Here is a 15,703-nt window from a genome sequence, read left to right on the forward strand (position 1 = left end):
AGAAACGTCAATATGGCTGACATAAATTTCTCGAGTGCAAAATCGAGCGCCTTGCCGGACGCTGAACAGCGCCCGGCCGAAACGCGGGGGGCTGCCTCGCGGGAGGACGAATTGCGCTGGGATATCATTGAACTTCTGTTCTTCGCGTACCGGGACTTCGTCGGCGATGCCGACCAGGAATTGGAGGCTTTCGGCTTCGGCCGGGCCCATCACCGGGTGATGCATTTCGTCTACCGCTATCCCGGCCTGAAGGTCGCCGACCTCCTGGATGTGCTTCGCATCACCAAGCAGTCGCTGGGGCGAGTGCTCAAGCAGCTCTTGGACGAAGGCTATATCGTGCAGAAGACCGGCAACAACGACAGGCGGCAGCGCCTTCTTTTCGCCACGCCGAAGGGTGAGGCGCTGGTCACCAAGCTCGCGACGATGCAGACCAAGCGGATCGAGCGCGCGCTAGCCGAGATCGACGCGGCCAGCGCGGAGACGGTGCGGCGCTTCCTGCGCGCGATGATCGATCGCGACGACCCGGACAAGGTTTTGGAGACGATCTTCAAGAACGCCAGCGTGAAGGAATGAACGTGCCCCTCGCCTCAATCGCCGCGCGACCAATTCAGCGGCCGGCCGACGACGCACCGCATATCCTGCTCGTCGACGACGACCGCCGCATCCGCGATCTATTGTCGCGCTTCCTCGCAAACGAAGGCTATCGCGTCACCACCGCCATGAGCGCAAGCGACGCGCGCGCCAAGCTCAACGGACTGCATTTCGACCTGCTGATCCTCGACGTCATGATGCCCGGCGAGACCGGCTTCGAACTCGCCCGCTCCATCCGCGCATCCTCCACCGTACCGATCGTGATGCTGACCGCGCGCCATGAGGCGGAAGCGCGGATCGAGGGCCTGCAGATCGGCGCCGACGATTATGTCGCAAAGCCCTTCGAGCCCCGCGAACTCGCGCTGCGCATCGGCAATATCCTGAAGCGCACCGCGCGTCCGCCCACGGAGGCACTGGAGCAGGTCGCGTTCGGGCCTTACGTCTATCATCTCGCCCGTGGCGAGTTGCGCCAGGGCGAAGAGATCGTTCACCTCACCGACCGCGAGCGCGAGATGCTGCGGATCCTTGCGGAAAGCCCCGGCGAGACCGTGCCGCGCGGCGCATTGACCGGCAACGGCACGGTCAATGAGCGTGCCGTCGACGTGCAGATCAACCGCCTGCGCCGCAAGATCGAGCACGATCCGGCAAGCCCGCTCTATCTGCAGGCAGTGCGCGGCATCGGCTATCGCCTGGTCGCTTCGCCTTAAGGTTTGAAGGCCGTGATCCACGCCCGATGAGCACCCTCGACACCGGCCTGACCTTGATCCGCAGCGCGGCGGGGCGTGTCTCCGCCGCCAATGAACGGCTCAGCGCGACGTTTCGAGGCTGGATGCCGACCGGGCTCTATGCCCGCGCGCTCCTGATCATGATCGTGCCGATGGTGGTGCTGCAGTCGGTGGTCGCCTTCGTGTTCATGGAGCGGCACTGGAACACGGTGACGCGGCATTTGTCGGCCGCCGTGGTGCAGGACATCGCGGCGCTGATCGACGTCTACAAGGGCTATCCGCAGGACAAGGACCGCGCGCAGCTGCGCCGCATCGCCCAGCAAAGGCTCGGGCTCGTGGTTGATTTCCTGCCCGTCGGCGATATGCCGGCGCCCGGGCCAAAGCCGTTCTTCTCGCTGCTCGATCAATCGCTCTCGGCACAGATCGGCCGCCAGATCGGCCGTCCCTTCTGGATCGACACGGTCGGCAATTCCAACCTGGTCGAGATCCGCATCCAGCTTAATGATGCCGTGATGCGGGTGTTCGCGCTGCGCAGCGCAGCCTATGCCTCGAACTCGGAAATCTTCCTGTTCTGGATGGTCGGGACCTCCTCGATCCTCCTGATCGTCGCGGTGCTGTTCCTGCGCAACCAGATCAGGCCGATCCTGCGGCTGGCGGACGCCGCCGAAAGCTTCGGCAAGGGCCGCGAGGCGCCGAACTTTCGGCCGCGCGGCGCGCGCGAGGTACGGCGCGCGGCGCATGCATTTTTGGAGATGAAGGCGCGCATCGAGCGCACCATGGAGCAGCGCACCGCGATGCTCGCCGGCGTCTCGCATGACTTGCGCACCATCCTCACCCGCTTCAAGCTCGAGCTCGCGCTGCTCGGCGACAGCCCCGAAATCGACGCCATGCGTAAGGACGTCGACGAGATGTCGATGATGCTGGAGGATTACCTCGCGTTCGCGCGTGGCGATACCGGCGAGAACGCGCAGCCGACCGACATGGCGATGGCGCTGGAGGACTTGCGCAGCGACGCCGAGCGTAACGGCCATTCCGCAACAGTTGCCTTCCACGGCCTGCCCGTGGTCACAGTGAAGCCAGCCTCATTCAAGCGCTGTCTCGCCAACCTCGTCTCCAACGCGGCACGGCATGCCAACACCATCTCGATCACCGGCCATCGCGACCACCGCTATCTCAGCGTCACGATCGACGATGACGGTCCCGGCATTCCCGCCAACATGCGCGAGGAAGTGTTCAAACCGTTCCTGCGGCTCGACGGCGCGCGCAACCAGGACGAAGGCGGCACCGGCCTCGGGCTCGCGATCGCCCGCGACATCGCCCGCTCGCACGGCGGAGACATCATGCTCGGCGACAGCCCGATGGGCGGCTTGCGCGCGACGGTCAGGGTGCCGGTGTAAAAGCCAAAGCATGATCCGGAAAAGTGTGTAGCGGTTTTCCGAAAAGATAATGCTCAAATCAAAGACCTAAAGCGCGATGACGATCCGACCAAATCCCATCGCGCTTTAGGCGGGGCGCTCGTTCTCCATTGGCCTTCCTCCATTGCCCTTCGCGGGGAGAGGGAGAGGGCGCAGTGAGGTCGGAGAAGAGCCGCCGGACGACCTCAATTCGACTTCGGCAGCAGCCCCTTCAGCTTTTCCGCATCCTTGACGTTGAGCTTGAAACCGCCGGGCATCACGATGTCGCCGGGCTTCTGACCCGGCTTGCACTCGCCAAGCCACTTCGCCTCGATCTTGGTGGTGAGGTCGCGCAGATTGGTCGGCCCGACATTGGTGTGCGACACGGTGGTGACCGTATAGGCGGAATTGAAATCGCCGGTGACGTCGGAATGCGACGTCATCGTACCGCCTGCCATGCTGCAGGCGGCATCAACCGAGTACCCGGTCGCCGTCTTCTGAACGTCCTGCTTGGAGCAGATCTGCTTGGCCATCGGCGAGACCGTGTTGTTCATGTCCTTGTCGGTCGATGCGTCGGTGCAATGCTGCATCGTCAGGTTCGGCAGCCCCGAACCATCCTTCACGATCTTCATCTCCCAGAGGCCAGGCTTGCGAACCGGCAAATCCTCCGCACGCGCGCCCTCGACTGGCGCCAGTGCGCCAAGGGAAACGGCAAGAGAGACACCGAGGCCGGCAGCAAGGCAAACAATAACAGGCCGCGTCATGAGGCCGCCTCCCAACGCTTTGATTCCGAGCGAAGGATCAGTAGAGCGCTCTCACCACCGGCCGCGCCTTCACCACCATCTCGCGGGTGCCGTAGGGCACCCAGCGGCAGGAAAAGGAGATGTAGCCGCCATATTCCGCATCGACCGCGAGAAATTTCACGATCTTGCCATACTGGGCGCAATGGTCGACGGCGATCTGCCGCGCGTCGGCCTGGGTCGCGACCGAATAGGCGATGATGCCACCGGTGTCGTTGCCTTTCACCGGAGGCACCCAATCGGCTTTCGCGGGCAGGCCGGCGAAACCTCCGCAAATCGCAACCAGGCTCGCGGCCACAATCCTTCGCATCACGTGACTCCCTTTTCGAAGCACGCATAATAAGGCCCCGGTCAAGGGCTGAAAAGCCGGGTTGCCGGGCCCGCAATCGAGTTGCTGCGGAGTGTTGCCCCGTTGCACTTGACCCGGTCCCGCCTTCGCGGCACGGTCTTTGTTCCACCATCAGCTTCGCCGGGACAGGCCATGCGCGACTTCACCACCTCATTTCAACGCTTGGGATCCAAACGCTTGGGATCCAAGAGTCTGGCCGCCGCGACGGCGCTCGCCGCCTTCCTGGGCGTGCTCGCGTCGGCCCAATCGGCGCAGGCCGCCAACGGGCTCGAGTTGAATTTCTGGCTGTCCGGCCCGAAATATGACGGCCGGGTCGCTCCTTGCGAGAGAGCGCTCGGCACGATCACAAACCAGTTCTGGGACAACGAGAGCACCTACTGGAATTCGAAGCTCCAGATCACGGGCTATAACAACATCCACGAGATCGCCTTCCGCCCCTGGCAGTCCGACAACATTCCGCGCCGCTATTGCACCGGCAAGGCAATGACCAGCGACGGTAAGATTCGCACCGTCAATTTCTCGATCATCGAGGACGGCGGGTTTGCTGGCTACGATCAGGGTGTCGAATGGTGTGTGACCGGCCTCGACCGCAACTGGGCCTACAATCCGGCCTGCCGCTCCGCCGGCCCGTAGCCGCCGAATCACGCGCACCCGCGAATCAGGATCACAGGTTGCCGGCTTCCGCGCCGGCAATTTGTTCTTGAAATGTTCCAATCGCATGCTACGCTCCCACCGTTGGTAGGGAGGGTGTTGTAATGTCGTTCTTTGTTCGGATCGGCCTTGTTCTGCTCGGCTGGATGGCCCTGACCGGGGGGCCCGCCGTGGCGCAGGATGGGCGACAGAATACGCCGGGCGAGTTCGATTATTACGTGCTGTCGCTGTCGTGGTCGCCCTCTTTCTGCGAGCAGGCGGAGGAGCGAGGAAGCAGCGGTCGCTCACAGCAGGCCCAATGCGGCGGCCGTCCCTTCTCCTTCGTGGTGCACGGGCTATGGCCGCAATATGAGCACGGCTATCCCGAATATTGCCAGCGGCCCTCGCCGCGGCTTCAGCGCAACATCATGGTCTCGATGCTCGACCTGATGCCGGCGCCCGGGTTGATCTACAACGAGTGGGACAAGCACGGCACCTGTTCGGGCTTGGGCGAGCGCGCTTATTTCGAGACCATCCGCAAGGCGCGCGCCGCGGTGAAGATCCCGCCCGAATTCCTGCAATTGTCGGAAGAAAAGACCGTCGCGCCCTCCGACATCGAGGACGCCTTCGTGAAGGCCAATCCCGGTCTTTCGACCGGCGCCATCGCAGTGACCTGCAATCGCACGCGGTTGTCGGAAGTACGGATCTGCCTTAGCAAGGACCTGCAGTTCCGCGATTGCGAGGAAATCGACAAAGGCGCCTGCCGCCGCGACCAGGTCACCATGCCGCCGGTGCGCGGCGGCTAACCGGAAGCACCGTCATTCCGGGCGCGCGCTCAGGCCCGCATTCGGAGTCTCGTGCCACCACATCGACATTTCGCCTCGCGCGCGCCTCGAAATGGAGGCCCGAACGAGACCGCGTTACTTTCGCCGCGCGATATCGTAACGCTGGCTTATGAACTACCGCCACGCCTTTCACGCCGGCAATTTTGCCGATGTCATCAAGCACATCGTGCTAACGCGCATCCTCGTTTATTTGCACGAAAAGCCATCCGCCTTTCGTGTCATCGACACCCATGCCGGCGCAGGGCTCTACGACCTCACCTCGGAGGAAGCCCGGCGCGGCGGCGAGTGGCTCACCGGCATTACCCGCATCATCCAGGCCCGCTTCTCCGAAAACGCGCTGCCGCTGCTCAAGCCCTATCTCGACATCGTCAGGTCCTTCAATCCGCCGGGCGAGCTCAGGGCCTATCCCGGCTCGCCGCTGATCGCCCGCGCGCTGCTCCGCCCGCAGGACCGCCTCACTGCCTGCGAGGTCGCTGACGGCCCCCGCAAGGACCTGATCGACGCGCTGCGCCGGGATCCCCAGGCCAAGGTGGTCGACGTCGACGGCTGGGTCGCGTTGCCGGCCTTCGTGCCGCCCAACGAGCGGCGCGGCGTGATCCTGATCGACCCGCCCTTCGAGGCCAAAGACGAGTTCGATCGCCTCGCCGACCGTTTCGCCGCCGCCTTTGCCAAATGGCCGACCGGTATCTATGTGCTCTGGTATCCCGCCAAGAGCCGCCGCGCCACCGACGAGCTCGCCCAGCATGTTGCGGAGATCGCGGCCGCGGCGAAACCCGCCGGCAAGTGCATGCGCCTCGAGTTCAGCGTCGCCCCTCAGGCTGCGGATAGCGCGCTGGCATCGACCGGGCTCTTGATCGTCAACCCGCCCTTCCCGCTGCATGGTGAGCTGAAGACCATCCTCGCCGAACTCGACAAGCCGCTCGGACAGGGCGGCGTCGCCCGCTTCAGGCTCGAGGCGCCCAAAGCCTGACCGGACCGTGTGGAAAACCCGTAGTCAATTTACTGTGTTCCGTACTAGACTAACGACTTACGAGACTGGCTTTGCGTCCCGCTCCCGCGAATGGTTGCGGCGGAGTGATGAAGGCCAAAAAGAAGATCCAGGCGCTCCGGCTGAAATCGACCGGGTCGTTAAGGTGGCCAGCTTTCCGGGGAACGAAAATGTCCGGTCGGGCCGATACGCGTGACGCGTAGCGGTCGAAAGCAGTACGGGGGAGGAGTTACCCGATGGCCATGACTGGTACGGTCAAGTTCTTCAATGGAGAACGGGGCTATGGCTTCATCAAGCCGGACGACGGCGGGCGCGATGTGTTCGTTCATATCACCGCGGTCGAACGTGCGGGGTTGAAGGATTTGACCGAAGGACAACGCGTCACTTTCGAAGTTGAACCGGACAAGAAGGGCAAGGGCCCGAAGGCGGTCAACCTGGTTATTCAATCATAGTGACTTTGATCTAGACGACGCGTTTTTTTCAGTAACGAACCGCAGCCCTTTCCGGGACCAGGTTCGAAGCAGGCTTTCGTTCAAAAAACGCCGCGGGAATTTCGCAAAAAATTCCCGGCCGTGGAGTCACGGCCGGGAGTTTGCTGCTGCTCGTTTTTCTTCTTTGATCCTGTTTTGCAGGCGTGACTACCTCGAAGGACAAAAAGGCCATTTTGCGCGAACGCGGCCCTCCGAGGCTGGATCTTGCTTTAGAAGTGATAATTCACCCCGGCGCGGATGACGCCGAAGCTATAGCCGTTGGAGATGCCGGTGATCGCGAACTGGCTTTCCGACAGATCGACATAGAGATATTCGATCTTGGCGGTCCAGCTCTGCGCGAGACCGAATTCGGCGCCGGCACCCAAGGTCCAGCCGGCGCTGGTGTGCGATTGCGAAAGGCCAAAGGTCTCGGCGCGCAATTCGCCGAAGGCGAGACCACCGGTGCCGTAGAACAGGATGTTGTTGAAGGCGTAGCCGACCCGGCCGCGCACCGTGCCGAACCAGGGGTTGGAGAATTTCCAGGGCGCAAACGTGTCATTCGCGCCGGTCAGTTCGAGATCGCCTTCGACGCCGAACACCCAGGGGCCGCCGTTCTGGAAATTGTAGCCGCCCCCGATACCGCCGGAGATACCGGACGGCTTGGTCACATTGTTGGAGACCGTACCCCAGTCATAGCCGAGATTGCCGCCGAGATAGGGACCGGCCCAGCTGAAGGCGTTGAGGGGCTGGTTCACCGTAAGGGGCAGATTGGCGGCGCCAACCGATTGAGCCATGCCCGCCAGCGTCAGCGCGGCGGCGCCCGCAGCGAACCTTTTCATCGCACTCTCCAACGCAACACCCGCGACCAGAAGGTTCGAGAGTGCCCAACAAGGGCGCGCCCACGAACCGCATGGTTACGAAACTCCAGTCCTTTTCGCGAAGATTTATCGAGACTTTGAAGTTAAAGGCTTGTTAAGCGCCGTTACCGGCCGATCGGCATTCTTAAAAAAATATTACCGCCGCGGATCCGGCCGGCTGCGACACGCCCGACGGCCACGCTTTCCACTGGAAAGCGTCTCGGTAACTTCAAATCGGTGGCGTCAGCGCTTAAATTCGAGCCATGACCACCCACAAAAGCGATCAAGCCAACACGCCCGGCCTGGACACGGCTGGGGGCCTGGACAGGGCGCGGCACGGTTCGGCCCCCGGTCTGGCGGCGGAGGCGCTGTCTCCTCCTGACATCGACCCCGAAACCTCCCCCGCCGAGGAGGACGACGAGGCACGGCTGCCGGAACTGTCCGAGGACAGCCTTGAGGCGGTCGCCGAGGGAACGCTGTCGGCCGGACATGCTGCGATCGAAAAGGCGGTGCGGCTCGCGCCGACCTCGCCCGGCGTCTACCGCATGCTCAACGCCGCCAATGACGTGCTCTATGTCGGCAAGGCGAAAAACGTCCGCAAGCGCCTCTCCTCCTATGCGCGCGTGAACGCGCCGCTGCCGGCGCGCATCCTGCGCATGATCGCGGCGACCGTGTCGGTCGAAATCGTCTCGACCACCACCGAGACCGAGGCACTGCTGCTCGAGGCCAATCTGATCAAGCAGCTGCGCCCGCGCTTCAACGTGCAACTGCGCGACGACAAGTCGTTCCCCTATATCCTGATCACCGGCGATCACTGGGCACCGCAGATCCTCAAGCACCGCGGCGCACAAAGCCGGCCCGGCCGCTATTTCGGGCCGTTCGCCTCGGCCGGCGCCGTCAACCGCACCATCACGGCGCTGCAGCGCGCGTTCTTGATCCGCTCCTGCACCGATTCCTTTTTCGAAAGCCGCACCCGCCCCTGCCTGCTCTACCAGATCAAGCGCTGCGCGGGTCCCTGCACCGGCGAGATCGACTTTCCCGGCTACAGCACGCTTGTGGGCGAGGCGACCGACTTCCTCTCCGGCCGCAGCCATCTGGTGAAGCAGGAGCTGGCTCAGCAGATGGAGCACGCCTCCAGCGAGCTGGAATTCGAGACTGCGGCGCTCTACCGCGACCGTCTCGCGGCGCTATCGGCGATTCAGTCGCAGCAGGGCATCAATCCGCGCACGGTGGAAGAAGCCGACGTGTTCGCCATCCACCAGGAGGGCGGCTATTCCTGCGTGGAAGTCTTCTTCTTCCGCACCGGTCAAAACTGGGGCAACCGCGCCTATTTTCCGCGTGCGGAGAAGTCGTTCACGCCTGAGGAGGTGCTGTCCTCCTTCCTCGCGCAATTCTACGACGACAAGCCGCCGCCAAAACTCGTCCTGCTCTCACATGAGATCGAGGAATCCGCGCTGCTTGCGGATGCGCTCGCGGTCAAGGCCGGTCACAAAATCGAAGTCTCCGTGCCCAAGCGCGGCGAGAAGAAGGAGCTCGTCGCGCATGCGCTGACGAATGCGCGCGAGGCGCTGGGCCGCAAGCTCGCCGACACCTCGACGCAGGCGCGGCTGTTGCAGGGCCTCGCCACCACGTTGACGCTGCCGCACGCGCCGCGGCGGATCGAGGTCTACGACAACAGCCACATCCAGGGCACCAACGCGGTCGGCGCCATGATCGTGGCCGGTCACGACGGCTTCGTGAAAAACCAGTACCGCAAGTTCAACATCAAGTCGGAAGGGCTCACGCCCGGCGACGACTATGCGATGATGCGCGAGGTGCTGCAACGGCGCTTCAAGCGGCTGGTGGCGGCGGGCGAGGACGAGGCCACGAAGGCACAGGAGACCTCGAACGAAGCGGCCAGGGACGACGACGCCTTCCCGCAATGGCCGGACCTCGTTATCATCGACGGCGGCCGCGGCCAGCTCAATGCCGCCAAGGAGATCCTTGATGGTCTCGGCGTCAGCCAGGTCTCCCTGCTCGGGGTCGCCAAGGGCCCGGACCGCGATGCCGGCCGCGAGACCCTCTTCATGCCCGGCCGCGAGGCGATCAAGCTGGAGCCGCGTGATCCCGTGCTCTATTTCATCCAGCGGCTGCGCGACGAAGCACACCGCTTCGTGATCGGCTCGCACCGCAAGCTGCGCAAAAAGGACATCCGCGAGGCGGGCCTGCAGGAGATTCCCGGTATCGGGCCGTCACGCAAACGTGCCTTGCTGCTGCATTTCGGGACATTGAAGGAAATCGAGCGGGCCTCGATCGCGGATTTGGGCAAGGTTCCGGGCGTCAGCGCCGAAAGTGCAAGGAAGATTTTCGAGTTTTTTCACGCCCAGCCGGGCTAAAACAGGTGGATTTACACAGGCGTCGTCTGTCATCTGCGGTCATCTGAATGGCCGGTTGACCTTGGGGCCTGAGGGGTATTGGTAGAACCGATGAACATCGCAACGACACGAGGGGCAACCAAAAACTCATTGTCCCTCCCGAATATCCTGACCTATGGCCGCATCGCCGCAATACCGGTGGTGGTCGGCTGCATCTATGCGCAGTCAATCCTGGACGGTCCCCTGTGGTTGCGCTGGGTGTCGGTCGCCGTCTTCATCGCCGCAGGGGTGACCGACTATCTCGACGGCTATTATGCGCGCATCTGGAACCAGTCATCGGCGTTCGGCCGCATGCTCGACCCGATCGCCGACAAGCTCCTGGTCGCCTCCTGCCTGCTGATGCTGGCCGCCGACGGTATCATCCATGGCTGGGCGTTGTGGGCCGCGATCATCATTCTCTGCCGCGAGATCCTGGTGTCGGGCCTGCGCGAATATCTGGCCGCCTTGCGCGTCAGCGTGCCCGTGACGAAATTGGCGAAATGGAAGACCACCATGCAACTGGTGGCGATCGGCTTCCTGCTCGCGGGCGAGGCCGGCGACATGGTGGTGCCCGTGGTGACGCAGATCGGCCTCTTGCTGCTGTGGACCTCCGCGCTCATCACCATCTACACCGGCTACGACTATTTCCGCGCCGGCATCCACCACCTCATCAAGGAGGATGAGGGATGAAGGTGAAATATTTCGCCTGGGTGCGCGAGCGCATCGGCAAAGCGGAAGAGACGATCGAGCCGCCTGACAGCGTGCGCACCGTCGATGACCTGATCGGCTGGCTGACCAGCCAGGGCGAGGGCTACGCCTATGCCTTCGAGAAGCCAAAGGTGATCCGCGCCGCAATCGACCAGGCCCATGTCAAGCAGGACGCGGTGATATCGGGTGCTCGCGAGATCGCCTTCTTTCCGCCGATGACCGGCGGCTAAGCATCGGTAGCCTAACAGATGAAATGCTCGTGGCAGCGAAGGTCTACCTCTCCCATAGGGAGAGGTCGCGCCAACGGCGCGGGTGAGGGGTTACGGTCCCTCGATGAAACTGCGGCCCCTCACCCGGCGCTACGCGCCGACCTCTCCCCGCTGGGGAGAGGTGAAGAGTGCGCGCGGACAGACGGCTTTAATCAACCACCGCCATTGCATTTCTTGCCATGACCAGCGTGACCATCCGCATCCAGGAAGCCGATTTCGACATCGCGCGCGAGACTGCGCTGTTGACGCAGGGGCGTACCGACATCGGCGCGGTGGTCAGCTTCTCCGGGATCTGCCGCGGCAGCGACGGCGAGGGCATCAGTGCGCTCAACCTCGAACATTATTCCGGCATGGCAGAGGCCGAGATCGGCCGGCACGTGGAGGAAGCGGCGGCTCGTTGGCCGCTGTTCGGCGTCACCGTGATTCATCGCGTCGGCCGCATTGAACCCGGCCAAAATATCGTGCTGGTGCTGACGGCGTCCGCGCATCGCGAAGCGGCGTTTCATGCCGCGGAGTTCTTGATGGATTATCTGAAGACCAGCGCGCCGTTCTGGAAGCGCGAGGAAACATCTGAAGGCACGAACTGGGTCGAGACGCGTGCGCATGATGATGCCGCGGCCGCGCGCTGGACCAGATCCTGATGGCAAAGCGCGCCAAGCCGGCCGCGACGAAGAAACGCGCCGACCCCAAGCCGGCCTTCCCAAAGATCGTGAGCGGCGAATTGCTGACACTGCTCGACTTCGTCCGCTTCGCAGTCAGTCGCTTCAATGAGGCGAAACTCGTCTTCGCTCACGGCACCACCGATCCCCTCGCCGAAGCCGCGTTCGTGATCTCGGAGGCGCTGCATCTGCATCCCGACCAGTTCGAGAGCTTCGCCACCGCCCGCGTCGCCGCTTTCGAGGCGAAAAAGATCGTGGAGCTGATCGAGCTTCGCGTGCGCACGCGCAAGCCTGCCGCCTATCTCGTCAACAAGATCTACATGCGCGGCCTGCCGTTCTATGTCGACGAGCGGGTGATCGTGCCGCGCTCCTTCATCGGCGAAATCCTGGATACACATTTCGGCGGGGGGGAAGACGATTCACCCGCACTGCTCGGCGATCCAAACGAAGTCGAGCACGTGCTCGACCTCTGCACCGGCTCCGGCTGCCTTGCCGTCCTGGCGGCGCGGCATTTTCCCAATGCGCAGGTCGATGCCGTGGATGTCTCCAAGGATGCGCTTGCGGTCGCGGCGCGCAACGTGGCCGAGCACGGGCTCGGGGACCGCGTGAGCCTCTATCGCGGCGACCTGTTTGCGCCGTTGGGCGACCGGCGTTACGACCTCATCATTTCCAATCCGCCCTATGTCGATGCCGAGGGCATGGCATCGCTGCCGCCTGAGTGCCGGGCCGAGCCGAAGCTTGCCTTTGATGGCGGCCCCGACGGGCTCGATCTTGTGCGCCGCATCGTGGAGGACGCGGCGGCGTACCTGACGCCGCAGGGCGGGCTATTGTGCGAAATCGGCCGCGGCCGGGACAATCTCGAGGCAGCCTTTCCACAACTGCCGCTGTTGTGGCTCGATAGCGAGGAGTCGGACGGCGAGGTGTTCTGGATAGCGGCTGCAGACCTCGCCTGAGAGCTGCGCGGAAATCGCACCCCTCGCGCGGTTTTCGTCAGCACCGGAAGCTGGTAGCCTGCCAGCTAACCAACCGGTTCAATCCAAAATCCAAAAGAGGCCCCCATGCTCGACAAGAGCCCCCGCGCCAACCCCGTTAACGTGCCCAACGACCTTGCCGCGCATTGGATGCCGTTCACGGCCAATCGGGCCTTCAAGAAGCAGCCGCGCCTGCTCGCCGGCGCCAAGGACATGCACTACATCACCGTCGATGGCCGCAACATCATCGATGCCGCTTCGGGCATGTGGTGCACCAATGCCGGCCACGGCCGCACCCAAATCTCGTCCGCCATCGCCAAGATGGCCGAGACGCTGGATTACGCGCCGCCATTCCAGTTCGGCATTCCCCAGGCCTTCGAGCTCGCAAGCCGCATCGCCGAGCTCGCGCCCGATGGGCTCGACCACGTCTTCTTCTGCAATTCCGGCTCGGAAGCCGCCGACACCGCGCTGAAGATTGCGCTCGCCTATCACCAGATCAACGGCCAGGGGTCCCGCACCCGCCTGATCGGCCGCGTACGCGGCTATCACGGCGTCGGCTTCGGCGGCACCGCTGTCGGCGGCATCGTCAACAACCGCAAGATCTTTGGCTCGCTACTCGCAGGCGTCGATCATCTGCCCGCGACTTACGATCGCGAGAAGCAGGGCTTCACCAAGGGCGAGCCGGACTACGGCGCGCATTTCGCCGATGAGCTGGAAAACCTCGTCAACCTGCACGGCGCCAACACCATCGCCGCGGTCATCGTCGAGCCGATGGCGGGATCGACCGGCGTCATTCCGGCGCCGAAGGGCTATCTCAAGCGGCTGCGCGAGATCACCCAGAAGCACGGCATCCTCCTGATCTTCGACGAAGTCATCACCGGCTACGGCCGGCTCGGCCATGCCTTCGCTGCCGAGCGCTATGGCGTGCTGCCTGACATGCTGACCTTCGCCAAAGGCATCACCAATGGCGCAGCCCCGATGGGCGGCGTACTGGTGCGCGACACCATTCATGACGCCTTCATGAACGGGCCCGAGCATATGGTGGAGCTGACGCACGGCTACACGTATTCCGCGCATCCGCTCGCCTGCGCCGCGGGCCTTGCCACGCTCGATATCTATCGCGACGAAAAGCTGTTCGAGCGGGCCCGCGGCCTCGAGCCGAAATTCGCCGACGCCGTGATGACGCTGAAGGGCCTGCCCAACGTGCTCGACATCCGCACCGTGGGTCTGACCGCCGGCATCGACCTCGCCCCACGCGCGGCCGACCTGGTCGGAAAGCGCGGCTATGACGCCATGGTGAGCGCGTTCCACGACAACGACCTGATGCTGCGCATCGCCGGCGACACGCTGGCGCTGACCCCGCCATTGATCATCAGCGAGGACCAGATCGGCGAGATCATGGACAAGGTCGGCAAGGTGATTCGCGCCGTGGCGTAGCTAATCTTATCTCGCCCCGCTTGCGGTCTGCGAGCGGGGCGAGCGAGCTAAGCCGGTTCCCAGGCGTTGCAGAATCCCTAGCATCTCGAATCAAACTTGGTGCTAAGGTCGCGCTGCTTCGGGGAGCGTCGCGCGCAACATGATCCGTATTTCTACGATCTTCATCGCCATCTGCATGGTGCTGGTCTCGGCATCGCTTGGCCTTGGCCTCTATTCGGTGGCCGGCATCAGTGGATCGGAGTCGGCGATCGTGGCGCTGACCGCGCTGACGTTCCTGATTCTGTACAACGCGGTTTCGATGCGGCTGCGCGACCGCACCGACGTCGGCACCCAGATCGCCGATCTGTCGCGTGGCACCGCCGACCTCGCCCGCCAGGTCGCCGAGTTCGGCCGACGGCTCTCCGCGACCGAGACCAAGATCGCCTCCACCAATGCGGCCAGCACCGACCGCATGCAGTCGGTGATCGGGGAGATCACCGAGCTCGGCAATCTCGTGAAGCAGCTCGCCGCGTCCGTCGCAAGCCATGAGGAGCTGCTGACCGAACGTCCGCTCGGGCTGGTCGGGCCCACCGCGTCGCCGACTGCGGCGCCGCAGCCCGTCATGATCGTGGCTGCCGAGCCGCCGCCGCCAAGGCCGGAAGTTATGGCCGAGAAGTCGCAGCCGGTTGCCGAGAAGGTGACGGCGACCGCCGCGCCGGTGGGTAAGGAGGCCTCGGGCAGCCGCAGCCACTCACAGATCTTGAGCGCGCTACGCAGCGCCGTCGACGAGAACCGGCTCGATGTCTATCTGCAGCCGATGGTGACGCTACCCCAGCGCAAGGTGCGCTTCTACGAGGCGGTGACCCGGCTGCGCGACGAGCGTGATCAGGTTCTCCCCGCCGAGGATTTCATCGGCATCGCCGAGGCCGCCGGCCTGATCGGCCGCGTCGATCACATGGTGATGCTGCGCTGCGTTCAGGTGCTGCGCCGCCTGATGGTCCGCAACAAGGAGGTCGGCGTATTCTGCAACATCGCCGCCGCGACGCTCGGCAATGCCGAGGCGTTCGCGCAATGCCTGGACTTCCTGGAGGCCAACCGGGCTCTGGCGCCCTCGTTCATCCTGGAATTCAAGCAATCGATGTTCCGCAATCTGGGCGCCACCGAGACCGAACATCTGGCGGCGCTCGCGCAGCGCGGTTATCGTTTCTCGATGGACCACGTCACCGATCTGAGAATCGAGCCGCGGGAACTGGCCGACCGCGGCGTGCGCTACATCAAGGTGCCGGCGGCGCTGCTGCTGGACCCGAAGCAGAGCGCGGCGTCGGACATTCATCCCACCGATCTTTCCGATCTGCTCGGACGGTTCGGCATCGACCTGATCGCCGAGCGCATCGAGGGCGAGCGGTCGGTGGTCGATTTGCTCGACTATGATGTCCGTTTCGGCCAGGGCTTCCTGTTCGCCCCGCCGCGCCCCGTACGCCCCGAAGGTGCTGCCGGTAGCAGCGCGGAGGGCGAAATCAGGACCGAGCCCGGCGGGTCAACCAAGCCGGGCGGCATTGAGGCGGTTGGCGCCGAGCTGACGCAGCGCTTGACCGGCAATGCCGCGCTGGTGCGCCGCGCCGCCGGTCCGGTATAATC

The 15,703-nt window shown here is 63.9% G+C and carries 17 protein-coding genes; 14 read left to right on the forward strand and 3 right to left on the reverse strand.

What is annotated here, in order from left to right; genetic code table 11:
* The first annotated feature begins 12 nt into the window (after positions 1-12).
* Genes A3AI_RS0102610 through A3AI_RS0102620 form a run of 3 tightly spaced genes read left to right on the forward strand, consistent with a single transcriptional unit; the run spans position 13 to position 2,713 of the window.
* A complete protein-coding gene (locus tag A3AI_RS0102610) occupies positions 13-573 on the forward strand; it encodes a MarR family winged helix-turn-helix transcriptional regulator (protein WP_024514076.1) in 561 nt (186 codons plus the stop codon).
* Positions 570-1,298 (forward strand): response regulator, encoded by a 729-nt coding sequence (locus A3AI_RS0102615; RefSeq protein WP_024514077.1) that lies wholly within the window; start codon positions 570-572, stop codon positions 1,296-1,298. Before A3AI_RS0102610 ends, A3AI_RS0102615 begins: the two co-directional genes overlap by 4 nt.
* A 26-nt stretch (positions 1,299-1,324) precedes the next feature.
* On the forward strand, positions 1,325-2,713 hold the full coding sequence (locus A3AI_RS0102620) for an ATP-binding protein (protein WP_024514078.1): 1,389 nt from the start codon (positions 1,325-1,327) through the stop codon (positions 2,711-2,713).
* Between the two features lie 203 nt (positions 2,714-2,916).
* Here the strand turns inward: A3AI_RS0102620 and A3AI_RS0102625 are convergent, their stop codons facing one another.
* Together A3AI_RS0102625 and A3AI_RS0102630 are read right to left on the reverse strand one after the other, a co-directional pair.
* Positions 2,917-3,474, reverse strand: coding sequence for a DUF3617 domain-containing protein (locus tag A3AI_RS0102625; RefSeq protein ID WP_024514079.1), 558 nt, complete (start codon positions 3,472-3,474; stop codon positions 2,917-2,919).
* Between the two features lie 37 nt (positions 3,475-3,511).
* Positions 3,512-3,820 carry a hypothetical protein gene (locus A3AI_RS0102630; protein ID WP_024514080.1) on the reverse strand — a complete coding sequence of 103 codons (309 nt, stop codon included), beginning with the start codon at positions 3,818-3,820 and terminating at the stop codon, positions 3,512-3,514.
* A 171-nt stretch (positions 3,821-3,991) separates the two neighbouring features.
* Here A3AI_RS0102630 and A3AI_RS0102635 point away from each other — a divergent pair, with 171 nt between their 5' ends.
* The 4 genes from A3AI_RS0102635 to A3AI_RS0102650 all read left to right on the forward strand — a co-directional run bounded on the left by A3AI_RS0102635 (position 3,992) and on the right by A3AI_RS0102650 (position 6,774).
* Positions 3,992-4,492, forward strand: a complete 501-nt coding sequence (locus A3AI_RS0102635) for a hypothetical protein (RefSeq protein WP_024514081.1) — start codon at positions 3,992-3,994, stop codon at positions 4,490-4,492.
* Between the two features lie 122 nt (positions 4,493-4,614).
* Positions 4,615-5,295: a ribonuclease T2 gene (locus A3AI_RS0102640; protein ID WP_024514082.1), complete on the forward strand. Its 681-nt coding sequence runs from the start codon at positions 4,615-4,617 to the stop codon at positions 5,293-5,295.
* 148 nt (positions 5,296-5,443) lie between these two features.
* Positions 5,444-6,304, forward strand: coding sequence for a 23S rRNA (adenine(2030)-N(6))-methyltransferase RlmJ (locus A3AI_RS0102645; RefSeq protein ID WP_024514083.1), 861 nt, complete (start codon positions 5,444-5,446; stop codon positions 6,302-6,304).
* 254 nt (positions 6,305-6,558) lie between these two features.
* A complete protein-coding gene (locus A3AI_RS0102650; RefSeq protein ID WP_024514084.1) occupies positions 6,559-6,774 on the forward strand; it encodes a cold-shock protein in 216 nt (71 codons plus the stop codon).
* A 248-nt stretch (positions 6,775-7,022) separates the two neighbouring features.
* Here A3AI_RS0102650 and A3AI_RS0102655 read toward each other — a convergent pair whose 3' ends face one another.
* Entirely contained in the window at positions 7,023-7,631 is a 609-nt protein-coding gene (locus A3AI_RS0102655) for an outer membrane protein (RefSeq protein WP_024514085.1), read from the reverse strand.
* Between the two features lie 281 nt (positions 7,632-7,912).
* Between A3AI_RS0102655 and uvrC the strand changes: the two genes are divergently transcribed.
* From uvrC to A3AI_RS0102690, 7 genes are all read left to right on the forward strand, one after another.
* On the forward strand, positions 7,913-10,024 hold the full coding sequence (uvrC, locus tag A3AI_RS0102660; RefSeq protein ID WP_024514086.1) for an excinuclease ABC subunit UvrC: 2,112 nt from the start codon (positions 7,913-7,915) through the stop codon (positions 10,022-10,024).
* Positions 10,025-10,114: 90 nt separating this feature from the next.
* Positions 10,115-10,732: a CDP-diacylglycerol--glycerol-3-phosphate 3-phosphatidyltransferase gene (gene pgsA, locus A3AI_RS0102665; protein ID WP_024514087.1), complete on the forward strand. Its 618-nt coding sequence runs from the start codon at positions 10,115-10,117 to the stop codon at positions 10,730-10,732.
* Positions 10,729-10,980: a molybdopterin converting factor subunit 1 gene (gene moaD / locus A3AI_RS0102670; RefSeq protein WP_024514088.1), complete on the forward strand. Its 252-nt coding sequence runs from the start codon at positions 10,729-10,731 to the stop codon at positions 10,978-10,980. Before pgsA ends, moaD begins: the two co-directional genes overlap by 4 nt.
* 218 nt (positions 10,981-11,198) lie before the next feature.
* Positions 11,199-11,660, forward strand: a complete 462-nt coding sequence (locus A3AI_RS0102675; protein WP_024514089.1) for a molybdenum cofactor biosynthesis protein MoaE — start codon at positions 11,199-11,201, stop codon at positions 11,658-11,660.
* Entirely contained in the window at positions 11,660-12,631 is a 972-nt protein-coding gene (gene prmB / locus A3AI_RS0102680; RefSeq protein WP_024514090.1) for a 50S ribosomal protein L3 N(5)-glutamine methyltransferase, read from the forward strand. Before A3AI_RS0102675 ends, prmB begins: the two co-directional genes overlap by 1 nt.
* Positions 12,632-12,736: 105 nt before the next feature.
* Complete coding sequence (gene aptA, locus A3AI_RS0102685) at positions 12,737-14,086, forward strand: omega-aminotransferase AptA (protein WP_024514091.1); 1,350 nt, start codon at positions 12,737-12,739, stop codon at positions 14,084-14,086.
* A gap of 139 nt (positions 14,087-14,225) precedes the next feature.
* Complete coding sequence (locus A3AI_RS0102690) at positions 14,226-15,701, forward strand: EAL domain-containing protein (RefSeq protein WP_024514092.1); 1,476 nt, start codon at positions 14,226-14,228, stop codon at positions 15,699-15,701.
* Positions 15,702-15,703: the final 2 nt, after the last annotated feature.

Source organism: Bradyrhizobium sp. Tv2a-2 (assembly GCF_000472425.1).
Lineage (GTDB): Bacteria > Pseudomonadota > Alphaproteobacteria > Rhizobiales > Xanthobacteraceae > Bradyrhizobium.

Excerpts from the sequence above, each read along its gene's own strand:
- A3AI_RS0102640 (WP_024514082.1), top strand. The coding sequence starts at position 4,615 with ATGTCGTTCTTTGTTCGGATCGGCCTTGTTCTGCTCGGCTGGATGGCC.
- pgsA (WP_024514087.1), top strand. The coding sequence starts at position 10,115 with ATGAACATCGCAACGACACGAGGGGCAACCAAAAACTCATTGTCCCTC.
- uvrC (WP_024514086.1), top strand. The coding sequence starts at position 7,913 with ATGACCACCCACAAAAGCGATCAAGCCAACACGCCCGGCCTGGACACG.
- A3AI_RS0102620 (WP_024514078.1), top strand. The coding sequence starts at position 1,325 with ATGAGCACCCTCGACACCGGCCTGACCTTGATCCGCAGCGCGGCGGGG.
- aptA (WP_024514091.1), top strand. The coding sequence starts at position 12,737 with ATGCTCGACAAGAGCCCCCGCGCCAACCCCGTTAACGTGCCCAACGAC.
- moaD (WP_024514088.1), top strand. The coding sequence starts at position 10,729 with ATGAAGGTGAAATATTTCGCCTGGGTGCGCGAGCGCATCGGCAAAGCG.
- prmB (WP_024514090.1), top strand. The coding sequence starts at position 11,660 with ATGGCAAAGCGCGCCAAGCCGGCCGCGACGAAGAAACGCGCCGACCCC.
- A3AI_RS0102690 (WP_024514092.1), top strand. The coding sequence starts at position 14,226 with ATGATCCGTATTTCTACGATCTTCATCGCCATCTGCATGGTGCTGGTC.
- A3AI_RS0102645 (WP_024514083.1), top strand. The coding sequence starts at position 5,444 with ATGAACTACCGCCACGCCTTTCACGCCGGCAATTTTGCCGATGTCATC.
- A3AI_RS0102650 (WP_024514084.1), top strand. The coding sequence starts at position 6,559 with ATGGCCATGACTGGTACGGTCAAGTTCTTCAATGGAGAACGGGGCTAT.
- A3AI_RS0102630 (WP_024514080.1), bottom strand. The coding sequence starts at position 3,820 with ATGCGAAGGATTGTGGCCGCGAGCCTGGTTGCGATTTGCGGAGGTTTC.
- A3AI_RS0102635 (WP_024514081.1), top strand. The coding sequence starts at position 3,992 with ATGCGCGACTTCACCACCTCATTTCAACGCTTGGGATCCAAACGCTTG.
- A3AI_RS0102615 (WP_024514077.1), top strand. The coding sequence starts at position 570 with ATGAACGTGCCCCTCGCCTCAATCGCCGCGCGACCAATTCAGCGGCCG.
- A3AI_RS0102625 (WP_024514079.1), bottom strand. The coding sequence starts at position 3,474 with ATGACGCGGCCTGTTATTGTTTGCCTTGCTGCCGGCCTCGGTGTCTCT.
- A3AI_RS0102655 (WP_024514085.1), bottom strand. The coding sequence starts at position 7,631 with ATGAAAAGGTTCGCTGCGGGCGCCGCCGCGCTGACGCTGGCGGGCATG.
- A3AI_RS0102610 (WP_024514076.1), top strand. The coding sequence starts at position 13 with ATGGCTGACATAAATTTCTCGAGTGCAAAATCGAGCGCCTTGCCGGAC.
- A3AI_RS0102675 (WP_024514089.1), top strand. The coding sequence starts at position 11,199 with ATGACCAGCGTGACCATCCGCATCCAGGAAGCCGATTTCGACATCGCG.